The 20,809-nt window shown below is 38.2% G+C and carries 17 protein-coding genes, 1 pseudogene and 1 riboswitch; of the genes and pseudogenes, 11 read left to right on the forward strand and 7 right to left on the reverse strand.

Annotated features, from left to right (window positions below; translation table 11 throughout):
* Positions 1 to 2: 2 nt before the first annotated feature.
* The 3 genes and pseudogenes from BKL51_RS02095 (at position 3) to BKL51_RS02105 (ending at position 2,781) form a co-directional block, all read left to right on the forward strand.
* Positions 3 to 1,465: pseudogene (locus tag BKL51_RS02095) on the forward strand (L,D-transpeptidase family protein).
* 74 nt (positions 1,466 to 1,539) lie between these two features.
* Positions 1,540 to 2,100, forward strand: a complete 561-nt coding sequence (locus BKL51_RS02100) for a YcbK family protein (RefSeq protein ID WP_077465094.1) — start codon at positions 1,540 to 1,542, stop codon at positions 2,098 to 2,100.
* A gap of 54 nt (positions 2,101 to 2,154) precedes the next feature.
* The gene (locus BKL51_RS02105; RefSeq protein ID WP_077465095.1) at positions 2,155 to 2,781 is read left to right on the forward strand and encodes an MBL fold metallo-hydrolase; all 627 of its coding nucleotides are present in this window, start codon (positions 2,155 to 2,157) and stop codon (positions 2,779 to 2,781) included.
* 38 nt (positions 2,782 to 2,819) lie between these two features.
* On the opposite strand, the gene argS is transcribed toward BKL51_RS02105, so the two are convergent.
* Positions 2,820 to 4,553 (reverse strand): arginine--tRNA ligase, encoded by a 1,734-nt coding sequence (argS, locus tag BKL51_RS02110; RefSeq protein WP_077465096.1) that lies wholly within the window; start codon positions 4,551 to 4,553, stop codon positions 2,820 to 2,822.
* A gap of 79 nt (positions 4,554 to 4,632) precedes the next feature.
* On the opposite strand from argS, the gene BKL51_RS02115 reads away from it, so the two are divergent.
* From BKL51_RS02115 to BKL51_RS02125, 3 genes are read left to right on the forward strand one after another with little or no spacing between them, the layout of a single operon-like run.
* Positions 4,633 to 5,199: a VOC family protein gene (locus tag BKL51_RS02115; RefSeq protein WP_077465097.1), complete on the forward strand. Its 567-nt coding sequence runs from the start codon at positions 4,633 to 4,635 to the stop codon at positions 5,197 to 5,199.
* A 4-nt stretch (positions 5,200 to 5,203) separates the two neighbouring features.
* A complete protein-coding gene (locus BKL51_RS02120; RefSeq protein ID WP_077465098.1) occupies positions 5,204 to 5,503 on the forward strand; it encodes a hypothetical protein in 300 nt (99 codons plus the stop codon).
* A gap of 26 nt (positions 5,504 to 5,529) precedes the next feature.
* Positions 5,530 to 5,994: a glycine zipper 2TM domain-containing protein gene (locus BKL51_RS02125; protein ID WP_077465099.1), complete on the forward strand. Its 465-nt coding sequence runs from the start codon at positions 5,530 to 5,532 to the stop codon at positions 5,992 to 5,994.
* 85 nt (positions 5,995 to 6,079) lie between these two features.
* Here the strand turns inward: BKL51_RS02125 and aroA are convergent, their stop codons facing one another.
* The 3 genes from aroA to BKL51_RS02140 all read right to left on the reverse strand — a co-directional run bounded on the left by aroA (position 6,080) and on the right by BKL51_RS02140 (position 8,691).
* The gene (gene aroA / locus BKL51_RS02130; RefSeq protein WP_077465100.1) at positions 6,080 to 7,378 is read right to left on the reverse strand and encodes a 3-phosphoshikimate 1-carboxyvinyltransferase; all 1,299 of its coding nucleotides are present in this window, start codon (positions 7,376 to 7,378) and stop codon (positions 6,080 to 6,082) included.
* Entirely contained in the window at positions 7,378 to 8,214 is an 837-nt protein-coding gene (purU, locus tag BKL51_RS02135; protein WP_077465101.1) for a formyltetrahydrofolate deformylase, read from the reverse strand. Before purU ends, aroA begins: the two co-directional genes overlap by 1 nt.
* Positions 8,215 to 8,286: 72 nt before the next feature.
* Positions 8,287 to 8,691, reverse strand: coding sequence for an H-NS family nucleoid-associated regulatory protein (locus BKL51_RS02140; protein ID WP_077465102.1), 405 nt, complete (start codon positions 8,689 to 8,691; stop codon positions 8,287 to 8,289).
* A 230-nt stretch (positions 8,692 to 8,921) separates the two neighbouring features.
* Positions 8,922 to 9,092: riboswitch (Lysine riboswitch) on the forward strand.
* 56 nt (positions 9,093 to 9,148) lie between these two features.
* Between BKL51_RS02140 and BKL51_RS02145 the strand changes: the two genes are divergently transcribed.
* From BKL51_RS02145 to ilvN, 3 genes are all read left to right on the forward strand, one after another.
* Positions 9,149 to 10,669: a Na+/H+ antiporter NhaC family protein gene (locus BKL51_RS02145; protein WP_077465103.1), complete on the forward strand. Its 1,521-nt coding sequence runs from the start codon at positions 9,149 to 9,151 to the stop codon at positions 10,667 to 10,669.
* A 271-nt stretch (positions 10,670 to 10,940) separates the two neighbouring features.
* Complete coding sequence (locus BKL51_RS02150) at positions 10,941 to 12,665, forward strand: acetolactate synthase 3 large subunit (protein ID WP_077465104.1); 1,725 nt, start codon at positions 10,941 to 10,943, stop codon at positions 12,663 to 12,665.
* Positions 12,665 to 13,156 (forward strand): acetolactate synthase small subunit, encoded by a 492-nt coding sequence (ilvN, locus tag BKL51_RS02155; RefSeq protein ID WP_077465105.1) that lies wholly within the window; start codon positions 12,665 to 12,667, stop codon positions 13,154 to 13,156. Before BKL51_RS02150 ends, ilvN begins: the two co-directional genes overlap by 1 nt.
* Before the next feature lie 220 nt (positions 13,157 to 13,376).
* On the opposite strand, the gene lysS is transcribed toward ilvN, so the two are convergent.
* Positions 13,377 to 14,885, reverse strand: coding sequence for a lysine--tRNA ligase (gene lysS / locus BKL51_RS02160; RefSeq protein ID WP_077465106.1), 1,509 nt, complete (start codon positions 14,883 to 14,885; stop codon positions 13,377 to 13,379).
* A gap of 311 nt (positions 14,886 to 15,196) precedes the next feature.
* Here lysS and cadB point away from each other — a divergent pair, with 311 nt between their 5' ends.
* Together cadB and BKL51_RS02170 are read left to right on the forward strand one after the other, a co-directional pair.
* On the forward strand, positions 15,197 to 16,504 hold the full coding sequence (gene cadB / locus BKL51_RS02165) for a cadaverine/lysine antiporter (protein ID WP_077465107.1): 1,308 nt from the start codon (positions 15,197 to 15,199) through the stop codon (positions 16,502 to 16,504).
* 15 nt (positions 16,505 to 16,519) lie between these two features.
* Positions 16,520 to 18,658 carry a lysine decarboxylase LdcC gene (locus BKL51_RS02170; RefSeq protein ID WP_077465108.1) on the forward strand — a complete coding sequence of 713 codons (2,139 nt, stop codon included), beginning with the start codon at positions 16,520 to 16,522 and terminating at the stop codon, positions 18,656 to 18,658.
* A 106-nt stretch (positions 18,659 to 18,764) separates the two neighbouring features.
* Here BKL51_RS02170 and BKL51_RS02175 read toward each other — a convergent pair whose 3' ends face one another.
* Both BKL51_RS02175 and prfB read right to left on the reverse strand, forming a co-directional pair.
* Positions 18,765 to 19,658, reverse strand: coding sequence for a LysR family transcriptional regulator ArgP (locus BKL51_RS02175; RefSeq protein ID WP_077465109.1), 894 nt, complete (start codon positions 19,656 to 19,658; stop codon positions 18,765 to 18,767).
* Between the two features lie 33 nt (positions 19,659 to 19,691).
* Positions 19,692 to 20,790 (reverse strand): peptide chain release factor 2 gene (prfB, locus tag BKL51_RS02180; RefSeq protein ID WP_143530488.1). Its coding sequence is split into 2 segments (ribosomal slippage): positions 19,692 to 20,714 and positions 20,716 to 20,790, totalling 1,098 coding nucleotides; the frame shifts between segments, so codons are not numbered across the junction.
* Positions 20,791 to 20,809 lie beyond the last annotated feature (19 nt).

The raw sequence follows: 20,809 nt of genomic DNA on the forward strand, positions 1-20,809 counted from the left end.
TTATGTTAAAAGGTACGGTTAAGTTGAGCGCACTGGCCTTATCATTGTCAATGATGGTATCAGGTTGTGCACTGGCGGATTGGGCTAAAGATACGGTTTCACATCCTCCTCCATCGACGGTTGATATGTCGAAACTTTCCCCTGAAGAACGTGCTAAGTTAGAGGCTGAAATCAAAGAGGATCAAGCCCGTTTGGCTGCTGAAAAGCAAGCCATGCTTGAGATGTCGCTTACCCATGAAATCGGTGAGCAAAATTTACAGTTTAAGCCTATTGTTGCAAAACTTTATGCTGATAATAAATATGTTTTACTATGGCAGGATAAATCTGCGGAAAAACAATTTTTGCGAGAATATGCTGCAATGGTTGCGAGTAGTATTTCTAAACGTTCGGCTAAGTCTTTGGAGAATCTAAGTCAAGCAGAGCAGAATGGTGGTTTAACATATGATGTACTTTTGACTGACGCATTTTTGGACTATATGTATTATAGTAAAAATGTGAGTCAGCAGGCGCAACGTTGGCTGTATGGTTCTAATTCATACAAGCCACAGTCACCAAGTGATGAACAAATTCAGCAATGGTTAAGTGCGGTTAAAAATAATGATGTTTTAACTTATGTGGAAGGTTTATCTACTGATAACTCACATTATCGACAAACCATTCAAGCTTTGTCGTCAATGATATCCGATTCGGGTTTAACGCCAACCGGCAAAAAATTAGCGATTAATGCACAACGTTTGCGTGTAATCCCTGATTTTCATAATGGTATTTTGTGAATATCCCAAGCTATCAGTTACAGTATTATCGCGATGGACGATTAGTGTTAGAATCTCGCGTTATTGTAGGGAAAGATCAGCGCCGTACACCTGTTATGTACAGTAAATTAAGTAATGTGGTTGTGAATCCGCCATGGAATGCTCCGACACGTTTGGTTAATGAAGATATTGTTCCAAAATTGAGACGGGATCCGGGTTATGCGGCTGCGCACGGTTATAGTATTCTTGATAGTAAGGGAAATAGCGTTGATCCTTATTCCATTGATTGGAATAAAGTCGGTAAGAATTTTCCTTACCGTATTCGTCAAGCACCGGGTGATAACGCATTAGGTAATTATAAGTTTAATATGCCTAGTTCGGATGCTATTTATTTACACGATACGCCGAATCGCGGTCTTTTCTCACGTAAAGATCGGGCATTAAGTTCAGGATGTGTTCGTGTAGAAAAATCCTCCCAACTTGCCGATATTTTATTAAAAGAAGCCGGTTGGTCGGATAATCGCAAACAAAGCGTTTTAGCAAGTAAGAAAACGACTTCAGCCGATATTCGATCGGATAATCCCGTTTTCTTATATTATGTCACTGCGTGGGTTGAAAACGGTCAAACCAAAGTATTACCAGATATTTACAAATATGATAATGTCATTGGCGATAATGACATTAATTGGAATATCGTAAAAAAATACTTGTAATATTGACCGCACTTTAGTGAACTAAGACTTATCTTTGTAAGTCGAAAAACGAAAGAATAAAATGAGAGAAAATAATGAATAAAATTAATCAAAGCCGACGTAAATGGCTATCTCTGGGAGGGATCGTATTGGGGGCAAGTATTGTGCCTAATACTGTTTTAGCGATGGTTTCTACTGCTAAACCCCGTATTTTAGCACTTCGTAATGTTAATACCGGTGAACGTCTAAGTGGTGTATTTTCACCAAACGGTAGATTGGCAACATCAATGCTGAAAAAACTTGATTACTTTATGCGGGATAAACGAACAAACCAAACTCACAGAATGGATCCGAACTTATTTCTGAAACTTTATCGCATTCAAGCTAGTTTAGGGCTACAAACCGCTGAAATTCAGATTATTTGTGGTTATAGATCTCCTGCTACGAATGCAATGCGTCATCGTCAAAGCCGTGGGGTTGCAAGCAATAGTTACCATGTAAAAGGTCAGGCTGTGGATTTTCGTATTGATGGTACATCATTAGTGAAAATCAAGCAGACGGCAGAAAAACTGAATAACGGCGGGGTAGGATTTTATCCGCGTAGTAATTTTATCCATGTCGATACCGGCTCGGTAAGAACTTGGCGGGGAGTATAAAAGTATTGAAAAATTGACCGCACTTTGGTGCGGTTTTTGTTTATGAGGAAAAAAATGAATATTGAGATTATTCCCGTTACGCCATTTCAACAAAATTGTAGTTTAATTTGGGATGATGAAAAAAATGCCGCTATTGTTGATCCGGGGGGAGAAGCGGAAAAGCTCATTCAACAAATTGAAAAATTCGGAGTTAATTTAAAAGCAATTTTGCTGACCCATGCTCATCTCGATCATGTTGGTGCAGCCGAGCGGATTAAACAACACTTTAATGTGGAAATTTGGGGTTCGCAAGAAAATGACCGGTTTCTCTTCGATAGTCTGCCGGAGCAGGTAGGGCGTTTTGGTTTACCGAATATTAAACCATTTTTACCGGATCGCTGGTTGAATGAGGGCGATGTAGTTGAGATTGGGGATTTTCGATTTGATATTTTGCACTTACCCGGTCATACTCCCGGTCATATTGGATTCATTGAGCAAGCGAAAAAAGTAGCTTTTACCGGAGATGTATTGTTTCAGGGAAGTGTAGGAAGAACTGATTTTCCTCAAGGGAGCCATGAACAGCTTATTTCTTCTATCCGTGAGAAACTATTTAAACTTCATGATGATATGATCATTGTTGCCGGGCATGGTCCTTATACCACTATTGGGCGTGAAAAAGCCACTAATCCTTTCTTAACGTAAAAAATAAAGGCACATTTTCGTGCCTTTATTTGAAATAACTACATTTTTTCAACGGTTTTAATACCTAACAAATCTAATCCTTGTTTTAAAGTTCTTTCTGTTAATAAAGCCAGTTTTAAACGGCTTAACTTAATCGTTTCATCTTCCGAATTTAGAATTGGACAGTGTTCGTAGAACGAAGAAAATACACCGGCTAATTCATATAAATAGCCACAAATGACATGCGGTGTACCTTCTCTGCCAACGGTTTGTACAGCTTCTTCAAATTGTAAAAGCTTGATAGCAAGGGAACGCTCTTTTTCATCATTTAATATTAACGGAGCCTTGTAAAGTGCGGTTAAATCCACCTGAGTTTTGTTGAAGATTGAACGAATACGCGTGTAGGCATATTGCATATAAGGCGCAGTGTTGCCCTCGAAACTGAGCATATTATCCCAATCAAATACATAATCTGTGGTGCGGTTTTTGGAAAGATCCGCATATTTTACCGAGCCAATTCCCACCGCCTCGGCAACAGTCGCTTTTTCGTCATTAGACAAATTATTGCTTTTTTCGTTAATTAATATTGTCGCCCGGTCAATTGCCTCATCTAATAAATCTGCTAATTTTACTGTTCCGCCGCTACGGGTTTTGAATGGCTTTCCATCTTTCCCTAGCATCATTCCGAAATTTTTGTGCTCTAATGAAAAGCTATCAGGCACATAACCCGCTTTACGGGTAATCAGCCATGCCTGTTGCATATGCTGGCTTTGGCGAGTATCGGAAAATACCAATGCCCGATCGGCTTTTAATGTTTCATAACGGTATTTTGCCGCAGCGATGTCGGTAGTCGTATAAAGGAATCCTCCGTCTTTTTTCTGTACGATGACCCCCATTGGTTCGCCTTCTTTATTTTTGAATTCATCTAAATATACGACAAGCGCACCATCGTCTTCGACTGCCAATCCTTGTTTTTTTAAATCCTCGACAATGCCGGGTAACATTGGATTATAAAGGCTTTCGCCCATTACATCTTTTTCCGTTAAGGTGACGTTCAGACGATCATAATTATGCTGATTCTGTTGCATAGTGATGTCCACTAATCGTTTCCACATAGAACGGCAATATTCGTCTCCACTTTGCAGTTTCACCACATAATTACGGGCTTTCTCAGCAAATTTTTCATCTTCATCATAGTGTTTTTTAGCTTCTCGATAGAATGCTTCCAAATCCTGCAATTCCATTTCACTTGCGTTTTCGTTTTGCATTTTTTCAAGATAAGCAATTAACATCCCGAACTGGGTTCCCCAGTCTCCCACATGGTTGGCACGAATCACCTTGTGTCCTAGAAATTCAAGCGTACGAGCCACGGCATCGCCAATAATTGTTGAGCGTAAGTGGCCGACATGCATTTCCTTGGCTACATTAGGTGAAGAGTAGTCAATCACAACGGTTTGTTTATCTACGGTTTGAATACCTAAATTAGATTGGCTGAGTGTGTGAGAAATTTGTTCTGCGATCCAGTTTGAATTTAAGAAAATATTAATAAAGCCGGGGCCGGCAATTTCTAATTTTTCTACAATATCCGAGAGATTAGCATTCATTAATACATTTTGTGCAAATTCACGTGGAGCTAAATTCATTTTTTTTGCTGCAGCCATAATACCGTTTGCCTGGTAGTCACCAAATTGGGGTTTTCCAGACTGGCGTACGAGTGCGTCACAAGATTCGTCAGCACCTACTGCTATCATCGCTTGTTTAATTTTATCAGATAAAATAGATTGAATATTCACGCTTTTTCCTGTGTTTAAATTGAATATTAAAAATAATAGATTATGATAGCGTTCTTTATTGATTTCTCAAAGGGAGAATATGAAATTAAACGAAAATCTAATCGAACTTGAAGAAGAATTAGAGGATTTTGAGCGAAAAATTCAAGAACTTGCGAATATGATGGAGATTAATTTGTCTGATTATGAAATCGATCATCTTGCTTTGCGGGTAAATAGTGAACAAAAAGCCAAAAATTGGCTGACACATTTATTAAAGTGCGGTAGAATCCTGTCCGATGACATTATTAATGGGCGGTCTATCTATTTAATTCAATTAGAAAAGCCTCTTGCCTTTGCTGGGCGATTTATTGATGTTATTGAGTTACCGTTTCCTAAAAATAAACAATATCCTCAAGAAACTTGGGAGCATATTGAGATTGTTGTTCCTTTTCTTGCAGGTGAACAGACTGAAGATTGGGTCGAACGAATCAATAAACAATTTTTATGGCAACGATTATCCAAATTAACAACAAAAGTGAGTGAACCTAAAGCAGAAGGGGAACGTTTACCAAATCCTTCTATTGCAGTTAGTTTCGTTGATAAAAGCGAAAACTATACTTGTATTAAGATTCACCCTTACTCTATTAAAAAAATACTCGAGGTTTAGCACAATGAAAAAAGTGACTTTAGCATTAACAGTTTTATTAAGCTTAGGCTTAGCCGCCTGTTCATCAAATAATCAAAAAGATGAAAGTGCGTATAAAGGTCAAGTAATTTTTAGTGAAATGAAAGGTGAAAACCTTCAATTAACCATTCGTAAAAATGATTGTTCTTACAAAGTTGAAGGTGAAACAGAAACTGTTACTCACGCGTATGATTCAACTTTAGTTGTTGGTGCTTGTGTGAAAGTATCTGATAATGGTAACGGCTTAAAAAATATTTCTACTTGGTCTCCAAGAAATCCGATTTAATTTATAAGTTATAAGGTTGGTTAATTATGAAAAAAATAGCAGTGGCATTAGTACTTGCTGTTATATTCAGTGTAACAGGTTGTGCAAATACTGATATTTTTAGTGGTGATGTTTACTCTGCTGATCAGGCAAAAGAAGCTCGTTCAATTAGTTACGGCACCTTAGTTTCTATTCGTCCGGTAAAAATTCAAGCGGATACTCAGGGAGTAATCGGTACTGTCGGCGGTGGTGTACTTGGTGGTGTAGCAGGTAGTGCAATCGGTGGTGGTCGTGGTCAAGCGATCGCTACGGCTGTAGGGGCGATTGCCGGTGCTATAGCAGGTAGTAAAGTTGAAGAAAAAGCGAGCCAAGTTAATGCGGCGGAGCTTGTAATTAAAAAAGATGACGGAAAAAGCATTGTTGTAGTGCAAAAAGCAGATCCTAAATTTGTCGCTGGGAAAAGAGTGCAAATTGTAGGTGGTTCATCACTTAATGTTTCTGTAATTAACTAATGGATTCTATTTTATGTAAAAAGCGAACATCACGTTCGCTTTTTTTAGTTTTTTAAAAAAACAGTCTAATATTTCCCGTACTTATTTAATCTCTTATACAAATTTTTTCAAATTCTTCAAAGAATGTTGGAAAAGTTTTTGTCGTACATTGAGGATCAAGAATAGTAACAGCTGTGTCTGAAAGTACAACGAGAGCAAAACACATTGCCATACGATGATCATTATAGGTCGCAATATTCGCATGTTGAAATTTATTTAATGGAAGAGGCTGAATGTGAATAAAATCTTCTCCTTCTTCAACTTCTGCTCCGATTTTTCTTAATTCAGTCGCCATTGCGCTGAGACGATCAGTTTCTTTCACGCGCCAATTATAAATATTGCGAATAGTTGTTTCACCTTCAGCAAAAAGTGCGGTTATTGCTATGGTCATTGCAGCATCAGGGATATGGTTCATATCCATATCAATTCCGTGAAGTTTGGATTTTTCCACCTGAATAAAATCAGCGCCCCAAGTTACCTTAGCTCCCATTTTTTCTAATACTTCAGCAAATAAACGATCGCCTTGTATAGAATTTTTTCCAATACCCGTGATTTTTACTTTGCCTTTGATAGCTGCAGCTGCTAAAAAGTAAGAGGCGGAAGAAGCATCTCCTTCTACTAAATATGTACCGGGAGAAAGATAAGATTGATTACCTTGAATACGGAAAGTCTTGTATTTGTAGTTTTTTACATCTATACCGAAATCTTTCATCATTGCTAATGTGATATCAATATAGGGCTTAGAAACTAACTCGCCAATTACTTCAATTTCCGTATCATTCTCAGCAAGGGGAGCCGTCATTAAAAGTGCGGTCAGAAATTGAGATGAAATTGAACCGTCAATTTTTATTTTTCCGCCCTTTATGCCGCGATTTCGAATTGCAAGGGGAGGATAACCCTCGTTTTCCAAATAATGTATGTGAGCACCAGCTTGGTGAAGCGCATCAACTAAATGGCGAATGGGGCGTTCTTTCATTCGGGGTTCACCGGTAAGAATTACTTCACCCTCTGTTTCACCTTTCAAACAAAGTGCTGCAGTTAACGGGCGCATGGCTGTGCCAGCATTACCAAGAAAAAGTGAAATTCCGCTTCGAATATTAAATACGCCGTCCAAACCTTCAATTTCACAGGAGGTTTTATCCTCAGAAAGTTGGTAATTGACTCCGAGTGCTTTGAGGGCGTTCAACATATGACGAATGTCATCACTATCGAGCAAATTAGTAACTTTTGTTGTGCCTTTAGCTAATGCCGCCAGAAGCAGAGCTCGGTTAGATAAACTTTTTGAACCGGGAAGGTTAATTGTGCCTTCAACCGCTTTAATTGGCATGAGAGTAATTGATTCCATTACAACACCACTGTTTTGTTTTTATAAACAAAAATTCTATCATGTAGAGCCAGATCGAGCGCTCGGCTGAGAACCGTTTTTTCTACGTCTCGACCGGCACGCATCATGGCATCTGCGTTATAAGTATGATCTACATTAATCACATTTTGCATAATGATTGGGCCTTGATCCAACTCATTATTGATGAAGTGTGCGGTAGCACCAATAATTTTTACGCCTCGTTCATAGGCTTGATGGTAGGGTTTTGCTCCAATAAATGCAGGCAAGAAAGAGTGATGAATGTTAATTACTTTGTTTGGATAGCGCTCTACGAACTTAGGATTGAGAACTCGCATATATTTGGCTAATACAATATAATCCGGAGCGTATTCGTCAATTTTTATCGAAAGTAATTTATCATGCTCAACACGGGTTAAACCCTCATGGCTAATGTAATGAAATGGAATATTAAAACGCTCGACCAATTCCCGTAAATTATCATGATTGCCAATAACTGCAACGATTTCTACATCCAGTGCGCCGTAATAATTTTTCATTAAAATATCACCAAGACAATGAGCTTCTTTTGTGACTAAAATGATAATACGCTTACGTTTTGAGCTAATTAATCGACAATTTGTTCCTTTCGGTAAACTATATTTGAGATCTTCAAGTAAAGTTGTCTCGTTAAAAATCCCTTCAAGTTCCGTACGCATAAAGAAATGTTTTGTTTCAAAATCAACAAATTCATTATTATGTAAAATGTTTAATTGGTGTTTATAACAAATATTTGTAATCTTAGAGATTAACCCTTTATCATCGGGACAATCGGTAAGAAGTATTTTCTTTTCGATCATAGTGTTAATGTTTTTATTACGAATAAAAGAGAACCCATAAAGATATATGGGTTCTTTAGAGAGAAGAAATAATTAAATTTCAAAGTCGGATAAAGATTTACCGGCATCCAATGCCTTTTGAATTACGTTTGGAGTGCGTCCCTGCCCTGTCCAAGTTTTTTGCTCCCCATTTTCAGTGGTGTATTTATATTTCGCAGGGATCGGTTTACGCTTTTTACGAGAACCCGATGAGAAAGTACCGATAATAGCTTGCAATTCCTCAGCAGTAATTCCTTCCTGTTTAATTAATTCTTTATATTTTGCAATACGTGCCTTACGTTCAATTTCTGCTTGTTGAATTTCTTCCATTTGTACACGTTTTTCAGCAATCGCTTCTTCAAATTTTTTTAATGCATTTTCAGCTTGTTCTAATGTTAAATCACGTACTGCTGCACGAATACTGTGACGGTTAGTAAATATTTTGATTAAGTCAGCCATAACAAACCTCTATTTTATGATGTGTAAATATAAACTACAGACGGCTTATAATAACGAAATTAACTTATAAGGTAAATGTTAAATTTAAATAAAATTAAGCTAAATAATATGATGAACCTTATTTTAAATGTTCATTATGGTTATTTCCTCATTATAGGTTCTTGATAAATTGAGGTAATTTACAGAATTTATTAGATTTTTTTTCAGTTTTCATGTAATCTTCCAAGTCCTTACAAAGTAGAGGTGCGATTACTATAAGTATTTTTTCCGAGTGGATAGCGATGACGAAAAAGGAAGGGAGTAGTTGCCGAAATCAGTTAAAAGTCGTTTTAACTGGTTGGTGGCGTATCTGAAAGGAACGTCACTGTCATAGTGAATAACTATGGAGCGCTACGGTTAGTGAGGGAAGCTTGTCCCATTTTCTGCCGTTGTCTCCGTTAATTTTAGGTGTAATTTAATGGAACTTATCGATTATTCTTCTTCAATTTGGTCTATTTCTCCCGCATCACTGGCTATTATGTTGGCGATTGCAACACGTCGAGTATTAGTTTCCCTGAGTACAGGGATTATAGTTGGTGCATTGATGCTTAATAACGCTTCAATTTTACCTACTCTTATTTATCTAAAAGATAACATTATCTCCTTGGTGTACAGTGATGGCGTAATTAATTCAAATATGAATATCGTTCTTTTTTTACTTTTGCTTGGTGTTTTAACCGCACTTTTAACGGTATCTGGTAGTAACCATGCATTTGTGGAATGGGCTCAAAAGCGGATTAAGGCACGCCGTGGTGCAAAATTATTAGCTGCATCTTTGGTTTTTGTAACATTTATTGATGATTATTTTCATAGCCTTGCAGTGGGGGCTATTGCCCGTCCTGTTACCGATCGTTTCAAGGTATCTCGTGCAAAATTAGCTTATATCCTCGATTCTACTGCCGCACCGATGTGTGTGATGATGCCGGTTTCAAGTTGGGGGGCTTATATTATTACCTTGGTGGCAGGTTTATTAACGACTTATTCCATTACTGAATATACGCCAATTGGGGCATTTGTGGCAATGAGCGCAATGAATTACTATGCGATCTTTGCATTACTTATGGTATTTTTTGTTGCTTATTTCTCATTTGATATTGGTTCTATGGCACGTCATGAAAAAGCGGCAATGGCACGAGAAAATCAGGAGGCGGAAGACGAATCGGGCGCAAAAGGGCACGTTCGGAATCTTGTGTTCCCTATTTTGGTTTTAATCGTAGTTACGATTTCAATAATGATGTATACCGGTGGGCAAGCGCTTGCTAAAGCCGGTTCACCGTTCTCTGTATTGGGGGCTTTTGAAAATACAAATGTTGGAATTTCTCTTGTCGTAGGGGGAGTAAGTGCGGTCATTATATCAACAGTTTTGATTATCTCAGACGGTCAGATAAATTTTGCCGAGTATGTACGTGCATGGAAACTCGGTATTAAATCTATGACGGGTGCAATTGCAATTTTATTTTTTGCTTGGACAATCAATAAAATTGTGGGTGATATGCAAACGGGCAAATATTTATCCTCTCTGGTTTCTGATAATATTCCTGTTCAATTTTTGCCTGTTATTTTATTTATTCTTGCTTCGGTAATGGCCTTTTCTACAGGTACAAGTTGGGGAACATTTGGTATTATGCTACCTATCGCAGCCTCAATGTCAATGAATGTTGCACTGGAATTAATGTTGCCTTGTCTTTCCGCAGTAATGGCTGGAGCAGTATGTGGTGATCACTGTTCGCCAGTTTCAGATACAACGATTCTTTCCTCTACTGGGGCAAAATGTAATCATATGGACCATGTCACAACACAATTACCTTATGCCTTAACTGTTGCAACAGCAAGTTGCATCGGTTATATCACAGTTGGTTTTACAGAATCTGGCATGGCTGGGTTTGTTGTAACTGCAGTGTCTTTAGTTATACTCATTTTTATCGTGAAAAAACGTTAAAAATGTGATCCAGTTCAAAAAAGTAAACAAAAAATAAAATTTTACTATTTTTATAAAATGCGACATAAAGTCGCATTTTTTTATATTTTTAATAAATTTATTTTATTTTATTTTATGTTTTTGTTATTTGTTGGTTTTTTATTTTGTTAAATTTGGGTTTCTATGTTGGGAGGGTATCTGGACAAAGATTTTTTTGACAGTATGATAAAACAAATCAAGAAAAATATCTGTTAATAATCAATTAAAGTGCGGTCAATTTTAGGAGGGAATTATGAAGAAATTATCTGGTGCTGAAATGGTAGTGCAATCACTACGTGATGAAGGGGTAGAGTATTTGTTTGGCTATCCGGGGGGCGCAGTACTCGATATTTATGATGCGATTCATACCCTTGGCGGAATTGAACACATTCTTGTACGTCATGAACAAGCCGCTGTTCATATGGCAGATGGTTATACACGTGCAACAGGCAAGGTAGGTTGTGTATTAGTCACATCAGGTCCCGGTGCTACTAATGCCATAACCGGTATTGCCACCGCTTATGCGGATTCCGTGCCGATGGTGGTGATTTCAGGACAAGTGATGAGCCATTTAATTGGTAGCGATGCTTTCCAAGAGTGTGATATGGTAGGGATTTCTCGTCCTGTAGTAAAACACAGTTTTATTGTAAAAAAAGCGGAAGATATTCCCGAAATAATCAAAAAGGCATTTTATATTGCATCAACAGGTCGTCCTGGCCCTGTTGTTGTTGATATTCCAAAAGATACTGTAAATCCAAATCATAAATTCCCTTATGAATATCCAAAATCTGTTGAAATGCGTTCTTATAACCCAACGGTGAATGGGCATAAAGGGCAGATTAAAAAAGCATTAAAAGCCTTATTAGTGGCAAAGAAACCCATTTTATTTGTGGGGGGCGGGGCGATTGCCGCCGAATGTAGCGAGGAATTAACCCAGTTAGCACAGCGTTTGAATTTGCCGGTTACCTCTTCTTTAATGGGGTTAGGTACTTATCCGGGAAGCGATAAACAATTTTTAGGCATGTTGGGTATGCACGGAACCTATGAAGCTAATAATGCTATGCATGAAAGTGATTTGATCTTAGGGATTGGCGTACGTTTTGATGATCGTACAACAAATAACCTCGACAAATACTGCCCGTATGCAAAAGTGATTCAAATTGACATCGATCCGGCATCTATTTCTAAAAATGTGAAAGTGGCAATTCCGATTGTAGGTAGTGCGAAGAATGTATTGACGGAGTTTTTAAGTTTATTAGGAGAAGAAGGGGGAAACCACCCGCAAAATTATCTTGAGGACTGGTGGAAACAGATTAATAAATGGAAAGAGAAAAACTGTTTGGATTTCGACCGCACTTCGAGTGTGATTAAGCCTCAACAAGTAATGGAGGCTGTTTATCGAATTACTAACGGAGAGGCTTATGTTGCTTCGGATGTAGGACAGCATCAAATGTTTGCAGCGTTACATTACCCATTTAATAAGCCTCGTCACTGGATTAACTCAGGCGGATTAGGCACAATGGGATTTGGTTTACCGGCTGCGTTAGGAGCAAAACTTGCCCAACCTAATGCTACGGTTGTTTGTGTTACCGGTGATGGCAGTATCCAGATGAATATTCAGGAACTTTCTACTGCAACCCAATATGGTATTCCTATTGTTATTATTTGTTTGAATAATCATTTCTTAGGTATGGTGAAACAATGGCAAGATTTGATTTATTCGGGTCGTCATTCACAAACCTATATGAATTCTTTACCGGATTTTGTGAAATTGACAGAATCTTACGGACACGTAGGAATTAAGATTACTGCGCCGGATGAGTTGGAAAGTAAATTAGAAGAGGCTTTTAATCTTAAAAACAAACTAGTATTTGTCGACATCAATGTTGATGAAAGTGAACACGTTTATCCTATGCAAGTGCGTGGTGGAGCAATGAATGAAATGATTTTAGGTAAAACAAAAGGGGAGAATGAATAATGCGTAGAATTTTGTCTGTTTTATTAGAAAATGAGTCCGGTGCGTTATCACGAGTAGTGGGTTTATTCTCTCAACGTGCATTCAATATTGAAAGCCTTACAGTTGCACCAACGGATGATCCCACTCTATCACGGATGACTATTGAAGCTGTGGGGGATGAACAAGTGCTTGAGCAAATTGAAAAACAACTACATAAGCTGATTGATGTATTTAAAGTGATCAATTTAAGTGATCATGAACATGTTGAACGTGAAGTTTTACTGGTAAAAATCCGCGCAACAGGGGCATCTCGTGATGAAATTAAACGTCTTACCGATATTTTCCGTGGTCAGATTGTGGATGTCACGCCTAAATCTTATACGGTTCAACTAACCGGTACAAAGGATAAGTTGGATGCTTTTGTTGCTGCAGTGAAGGAAGAAACAACACTGCTTGAAATTGTTCGTTCAGGGTTGATTAGCCTTTCCCGTGGTGAGAAAAATATTCTTTAATTTACTCTTTTGATTAATGAAAAAATCTGTACTCATAATGAGTACAGATTTTTATACTTAGTTGTACTGAGTGCCGGATTTATTGTATTTAAGCTACTTATTCCGCCGGAAGTGAAGTAGACGTTTTAAATGAAAAATACAGATAAATAGAGGAGTTTTTAGATATTTGATACTAAAAAGGAAGCAAATAGAGCTTCCTTTTTAGGAGTAGATTAATTCACTATTTTTGTCGCATTGCTGGGAAGAGGATAACATCGCGAATAGAAGGCGCATTTGCATAAAGCATCGCTAGACGGTCGATTCCTAAGCCTTCTCCCGCAGTTGGCGGTAAACCATGCTCTAATGCAACAACAAAGTCTTCGTCCTTAAACATAGCTTCATCGTCCCCTGCCTCTTTTGCTGCAACTTGAGCATCAAAGCGTTCATTTTGGTCTTCTGCGTCGTTTAATTCTGAAAAACCATTGCCGATTTCACGTCCGCCGATAAATAACTCAAAGCGGTCGGTGACGTCCGGATTTTCATCGTTGCGACGGGCAAGAGGTGAAATTTCTGCAGGATGCGCCATTAAGAAAGTCGGCTGAATTAAATGGTGTTCCGCTACTTCCTCAAAAATTGCATTGACAATACTGCCTAATCCCCAAGATTTTTGTACCTCAATACCTAAACGTTCGGCGGTAGCTTTGGCTCGGTCGAAATCATATAAATCTTCTTTTACAATGCCTTTGTCTGCACCGTATTTGATGGTTGCATCATGTAACGTAATACGTTCGAACGGTTTGCCAAAGTCAAATTCGTATTCACCGTATTTCACGATAGTTGTGCCAAGGATATCAATGGCTAGTTTGCGTAATAATTCTTCGGTATTGTCCATTAAGTCATGGTAATCCGCATAGGCTTGATAGTATTCAAGCATAGTAAATTCCGGATTATGGCGAACGGAAACCCCTTCGTTACGGAAGTTACGATTTAATTCGAACACGCGTTCAAAACCGCCAACTACTAAACGTTTTAAATAAAGTTCCGGCGCAATACGCAAATACATATCCACATCGAGGGCATTATGATGTGTGACGAAAGGACGTGCTGATGCACCGCCTGGAATCACTTGCAACATTGGAGTTTCTACTTCCATGAAACCTTTTGAGATGAAATATTCACGAATTCCTGCTACGACTTTTGATCTAATGATAAAAGCACGTCGGGATTCTTCATTGGAAATTAAATCCAAATAACGTTGGCGATAACGCATTTCTTGGTCGGTTAAACCGTGGAATTTATCTGGCAACGGGCGAAGCGCCTTAGTTAATAATTGAACTTCAGTTGCTTTAATAGTCAGCTCTCCGGTTTTGGTTTTAAATAACGTTCCTTTAACTCCGACAATATCGCCTAAATCCCACTGACCGACGTCATCTTTATAAACTCCTTCCCGGAGGTTATCTTGCGCCACATAAAGTTGAATTTTACCGCTCATATCCTGTAACGTGATAAATGTTGCTTTACCCATTGTTCGGCGAGTCATAATACGGCCGGCAACGGTGACTTCAATATTTTTTTCTTTTAGTGTTTCACCCTCTTCCGACTCGTATTTATGACGTAAATCTTGTGCCAGCGAATCGCGGCGGAATTGGTTTGGAAAAGCATTACCTTTAGCACGTAAGGCGGCTAATTTTTCACGACGAACGAGCATTTCGCCCTGAAGATCAAGTTCTGGGATTTGTGGTTCTGACATATTGAATCTCCTATATAGTTGTTGGATTGATTATATCCGATTTATCAAGTGAACAAAACAATCACTTCTTTCATCTTCTTATAATTCAGTTTAGTTCCGGTTGAATATTAATCATTTTTTTCTTCTGTCTAACTAAGCTTCTCTCTATCTTATCATAAGTTAAATTAATTTCTAACTTTAAATTATCAGTAAAGGTTATGATCAAGATCAATGTTAAGTTTATCTAATTGATATAGTATTTGATTAGCTAATCTGATTTTGTTGTGTTGGCTACTAAAAATAATACACATTAAAATGTAAGGAGGAGATGAATGACGTCATCTAAAAAAATAGGACTCTTTACCTGTATTGCGGTAGTTGCAGGTAACATGATGGGAAGTGGAATTGCTTTGCTTCCCGCTGGGCTTGCCAAAATAGGATCGATTTCTATTATTGGCTGGATTATTGCTACTATTGGGGCATTAGCATTAGCTTATGTATTTGCAAGGCTAAGTACGAAAAACCCACAAGAGGGAGGGCCTGTTGCCTATGCAGGCGAAATTTCTCCACTACTGGGGTATCAAACCTCAATTATGTATTATCACGCCAATTGGATTGGCAATCTTGCCATTGCTATCACGGCGATTGCTTATTCTTCAGTATTTTTTCCCATTCTTAATCAGCCGATTCCGGCGGCAATTGCAGTTATCGCTGTAGTTTGGTTATTCACCTTTGTGAATTTATTGGGGGGAGCTTGGGTAAGTAAATTAACATCTATCGGACTAATCCTTGTTTTAATTCCTGTGGTTGGTACAGCAATTTTTGGCTGGGCTTGGTTTGATATGAATATTTACCAAACTAACTGGCTTGCAGATCCAACGGTTGATTCATCTAAATCTATTATCAATTCCGTATTGTTATGTTTGTGGGCCTTTGTTGGTGTGGAATCCGCTTCTGTAAGCAGTGGGTTAGTAAAAAATCCGCAACGTACTGTACCACTGGCTACCTTGTTAGGAACGGCTGTTGCAGGAATTATTTACATTTCAGCATCACAGGCAATTTCGGGTATGTTCCCAAATGGAGAAGTTGCACAATCTGGTGCGCCTTTTGCTCTTAGCTCGGCAAAAATGGTGGGAGATTGGGTAAAACCTTTTGTTTCTGCTTTTACCGCTATTGCTTGTTTAACTTCTTTGGGATCTTGGATGATGTTGGTCGGACAGGCCGGCTTGCGTGCCGCCAAAGATGGTAATTTTCCGGCTATTTTTGCGCAAGTTGATAACAATAACGTTCCAAGAAAAGGTCTAATCATTGCATCAACAATGATGACTATTTTAATGGTGCTCATCACTATTGTAAGTGCTAGTGGATCGAATGCGGCAGATTTATTCACTCAATTAACTAGCATTGCGGTAATGCTCACTATGTTCCCTTATTTCTATTCGGCAATTAACTTAATCCGCTTTGAGGGAATGACCACCAAAAGCACTATCAGTCTTGTTGCTTCCATATTAGCGATTTTATTTTGTTTTATCGCCTTAGCGGGAGCAGAGAAATATCAAATTACAGCCACAGTATTAGTTTCCCTCACCATTTTTGCTTTCTATGCCAAGAAACTTGGCAACAATCCAGCCAATAAGTAAGTAAAGGAGTTTAATATGAAAACTATCGTCATCGGTTACAATAAAGCAACGTATCACACTAAATCTCTAACACATTGTTTACAGCAACAGAACTATCAAGTACTTGAGGTATGTTTGAGATCGGAATTATTAAATTTGATTAAGAATAATACCCGAATTGTGGCTGTACTACTTAATATGGATTTCTTCAACGATGATTTTTTTAGCCAAGAGCTAGTGAAGAAAATGAATATGATTAATGAAAACTTACCTATTTTCTTGTTAAAAGACTCGGAAAATGATGAGGAGTTGGATTTTGAAAGTTTAGAAAATAATGTGCAATACATCGAAAGCAATCTTTATTCGGCGCAGGATATTCTGCATAAAATTGAAAAAGCGATAACAAATTACTTAGATAAAATTACTCCACCCTTAACTAAAGCCCTGTTTAAATATGTTGATGAGGGTAAATACACCTTCTGTACACCTGGACATATGGGGGGGACGGCATTTCAAAAATCACCAATAGGCACGGTTTTCTATGATTTCTTCGGTGAAAATACCTTGAAATCTGATATTTCTATTTCAGTAGGAGAACTAGGCTCATTATTGGATCATTCCGGACCTCATGCCGAAGCAGAAAAATATATTGCCAAAACCTTTAATGCAGATCGCAGCTATATTATCACCAACGGTACATCTACCGCTAATAAAGTAGTAGGAATGTATTCTGTTCCGGCTGGTAAAACAGTGCTGATTGACCGCAATTGTCATAAATCACTTACTCATTTATTGATGATGAGTGATATTGTACCTATTTATTTCAAACCTACCCGTAATGCTTATGGTTTGTTGGGAGGAATTCCTGAAAGTGAATTTACCGATGAGGTTATCAAACAGAAAATTGCTACGACACAAAACGCCAGCTGGCCGGTACATGCGGTGATCACTAATTCTACCTATGACGGTTTGTTTTACAATACCGATAAAATCAAACGAAATTTAAATGTAAAATCCATTCATTTTGATTCTGCTTGGGTGCCATATACCAATTTCAGCCCAATTTACCAAGGTAAAACCGGAATGGGAGGCATACAACTGGCGGATAAAGTGATCTATGAAACTCAATCCACTCATAAACTGCTGGCAGCATTTTCACAAGCTTCCATGATCCATATTAAAGGTAAGGTTGACGAAGAAGTTTTCAATGAGGCTTACATGATGCATACCTCTACTTCACCAAACTATGGAATTGTGGCATCTACTGAAGTTGCTGCGGCAATGATGAATGACAATATGGGAAAACGCTTGATCCAAGATTCCATTGAAAGAGCGGTCAAATTGAGAAAACTTATTCGTCAGTCGTATTTAACTAGCGATGATTGGTATTTTGATGTTTGGCAACCTGAGAATATTGATTGCATCGAATGTTGGGAGCTTGAACCAAATCAACCTTGGCACGGTTTCAAACAGATTGATGATGAACATATGTATTTAGATCCAATCAAAGTCACGCTATTAACCCCAGGTTTGAGCAAAGAAGGACAACTACAAGAAAGAGGTATTCCCGCCGTATTAGTGTCTAAATTCCTTGATAGTAAAGGGATCATTATTGAAAAAACAGGACCTTATAATTTATTAGTACTTATCAGTATCGGTGTTGACGATACTAAAGTAGTAAGTTTAGTACAAGGATTAAATGAGTTTAAAACTCTCTATGACCAAAATGTGCTTGTGAAAGATATCCTGCCTGAAGTGTATGCGGAGTCGCCGGAGTTTTATGAAAATATGAGGATCCAAACCTTAGCGCAAGGGATTCATCAATTAATTTATAAACATAATTTACCGGAACTAATGTACAAAGCTTTTGATATTTTACCGAAGATGGTAATGACGCCAAATAAAGCTTTTCAGCTAGAGTTGAGCGGTTCTGTGCAAGATTGCTATATCGAAGATATGGTTGGAAAAATTAACGCTAATATGATCTTGCCTTATCCTCCGGGCGTACCACTGGTTATGCCGGGTGAAATGATAACAGAGGAAAGTCGTCCGATTTTGGAATTCTTGTTAATGCTATGTGAAATAGGTACTCATTACCCAGGGTTTGCTACTGATATTCACGGTGCATATAAACAGGATGATGGGCGATATAAGGTGAAAATTATTGTTGAATAATCAGTTCATAGCTGTTTTATTTGCATAGATAAGAAATTACTCCCAATAAATACCCCACTTTGGTGGGGTATTTTTATGAAGAAATATTTCAAAAGTACGGTTTATCTTAAAAAGGTTTATGCTGTAATAATTTTTGCCCGTTTTCAATTATACATCTGGTTAAACGTTGGATAGATTCCGATTCTAAATTGTAACGATGCCAATACAGTTTTTTATGTTGCACCAATTTGGGTTCTAAATTTACAATTGCACCTGTCGCAAGTTCTTTTTCAATTTGTTGGCGAGAAACCATAGTGCAGGCTACATCTTGTAGAATTAGTGATATATAGGCTTCAGAAGAAGGAATAATATGGCTAATTAAATTGCCGGGACTCATACCATAATATTCTTGCAGGAATAAATTATGCTGATCAAATTCAGTAGAAAATGCCAGTACAGGTGCCTTTAATAGACTTTCTTGATTAACCCCGTGAGGGAAGAATTTATCTGCAAATTTTGGTGAAGACACAAAAATGTAATCTAAAGAGCCAATATAATCGCATTTGCCGTTAATGATCGGTTTTGAGTGCGTACTTACTGCTCCGACAACGTTGCCTGATAGCAGGCTGTTTAGCGTATAAGTTTCATCTTTTACATTAATATCAAGACGTAAAGACGGATCGGTAAGTATTTCATTAACAGCAGGTAAAAACCAAGTCGCAAGAGAGTCTGCATTAATGGAAATAGGGATTATTTCGATGTTGATGCCGCCATTATCAAAAATATCATGCTCAATTAATCGGACGTGATTAAGTAATTTCAACAACTTTTGTCCAAGAGCGGTCGGTTTTGGAGAGGCTGTACGCGTGACTAATAACTCACCAAACTCATTTTCTAGTTGCTTAATCCTTTGTGACACGGCAGACTGAGTAATGCCTAATTTATTTGAGGCTTTTTCAAATCCCTTCTCTTTAATAATAAGATCAAGTAAGTTCAAAGATTTATAATCAATATTCCTCATCTATTTACCTAATTGTGTTTGTTATTGACCTAATTATAAACCCGATTTCAAACTAGCTTCAATAAAGCGATCCAAATCACCGTCAAGTACGGCCTGTGTATTGCGATTTTCGATGCCAGTACGCAGATCTTTGATGCGCGAATCATCCAATACGTAAGAGCGAATTTGACTGCCCCAACCAATGTCCGATTTATTATCTTCCATAGCTTGTTTATCGGCATTTTTCTTTTGCAGCTCTAGTTCATACAATTTCGCTTTTAACTGCTTCATTGCCTGATCTTTATTTTTGTGTTGGGAACGATCATTTTGACATTGCACGACAATACCACTCGGAATATGGGTAATTCGCACCGCACTTTCGGTTTTATTGACGTGCTGGCCTCCGGCGCCGGAAGCTCGGTAAACATCAATACGTAAATCTGCCGGATTAATTTCAATATCAATATAGTCATTGACTTCAGGATAAACGAATACAGCACTAAAAGAAGTATGACGGCGGTTATTGGAGTCAAAAGGGCTTTTTCGCACTAAACGGTGAATGCCGGTTTCAGTGCGTAACCAACCAAAAGCATATTCACCGCTGATTTTGATGGTTGCAGATTTTAAACCTGCGACATCACCATCGGAAACTTCCATCAATTCCGTTTTAAAACCTTTGCTTTCCGCCCAGCGTAAATACATACGCAATAACATTTCTGTCCAATCTTGCGCTTCTGTACCGCCGGAGCCGGCTTGTAGATCGACATAACAATCAGATGCATCATGTTCTCCACTGAACATACGACGAAATTCTAATTGAGCCAGTTGTGTTTCAAGCGTTTCTAATTCTACTACGGCTTCGTTAAAGGTCTCTTCATCCTCAGCTTCTACGGCAAGCTCAAGTAATCCGTCCACATCTTCCAAGCCTTGTTCCAAATTTTTGATGGTATTCACCACTTGTTCAAGTGACACTCGTTCTTTCCCTAAGGCTTGTGCTTTATCTGGATCGTTCCACACCTCAGGTTGTTCTAATTCCGCATTGACTTCTTCTAAACGTTCGACTTTAGCGTCGAAGTCAAAGATACCCCCGAAGCACGGAAGTGCGATTGGAAAGATCTATGATTTTATTTTTTACGGGGTTTATTTCAAACATAATTAATTTGCTTTAACTG

Source organism: Rodentibacter sp. Ppn85, assembly GCF_001999335.1.
Classification (GTDB): Bacteria; Pseudomonadota; Gammaproteobacteria; order Enterobacterales; family Pasteurellaceae; genus Rodentibacter.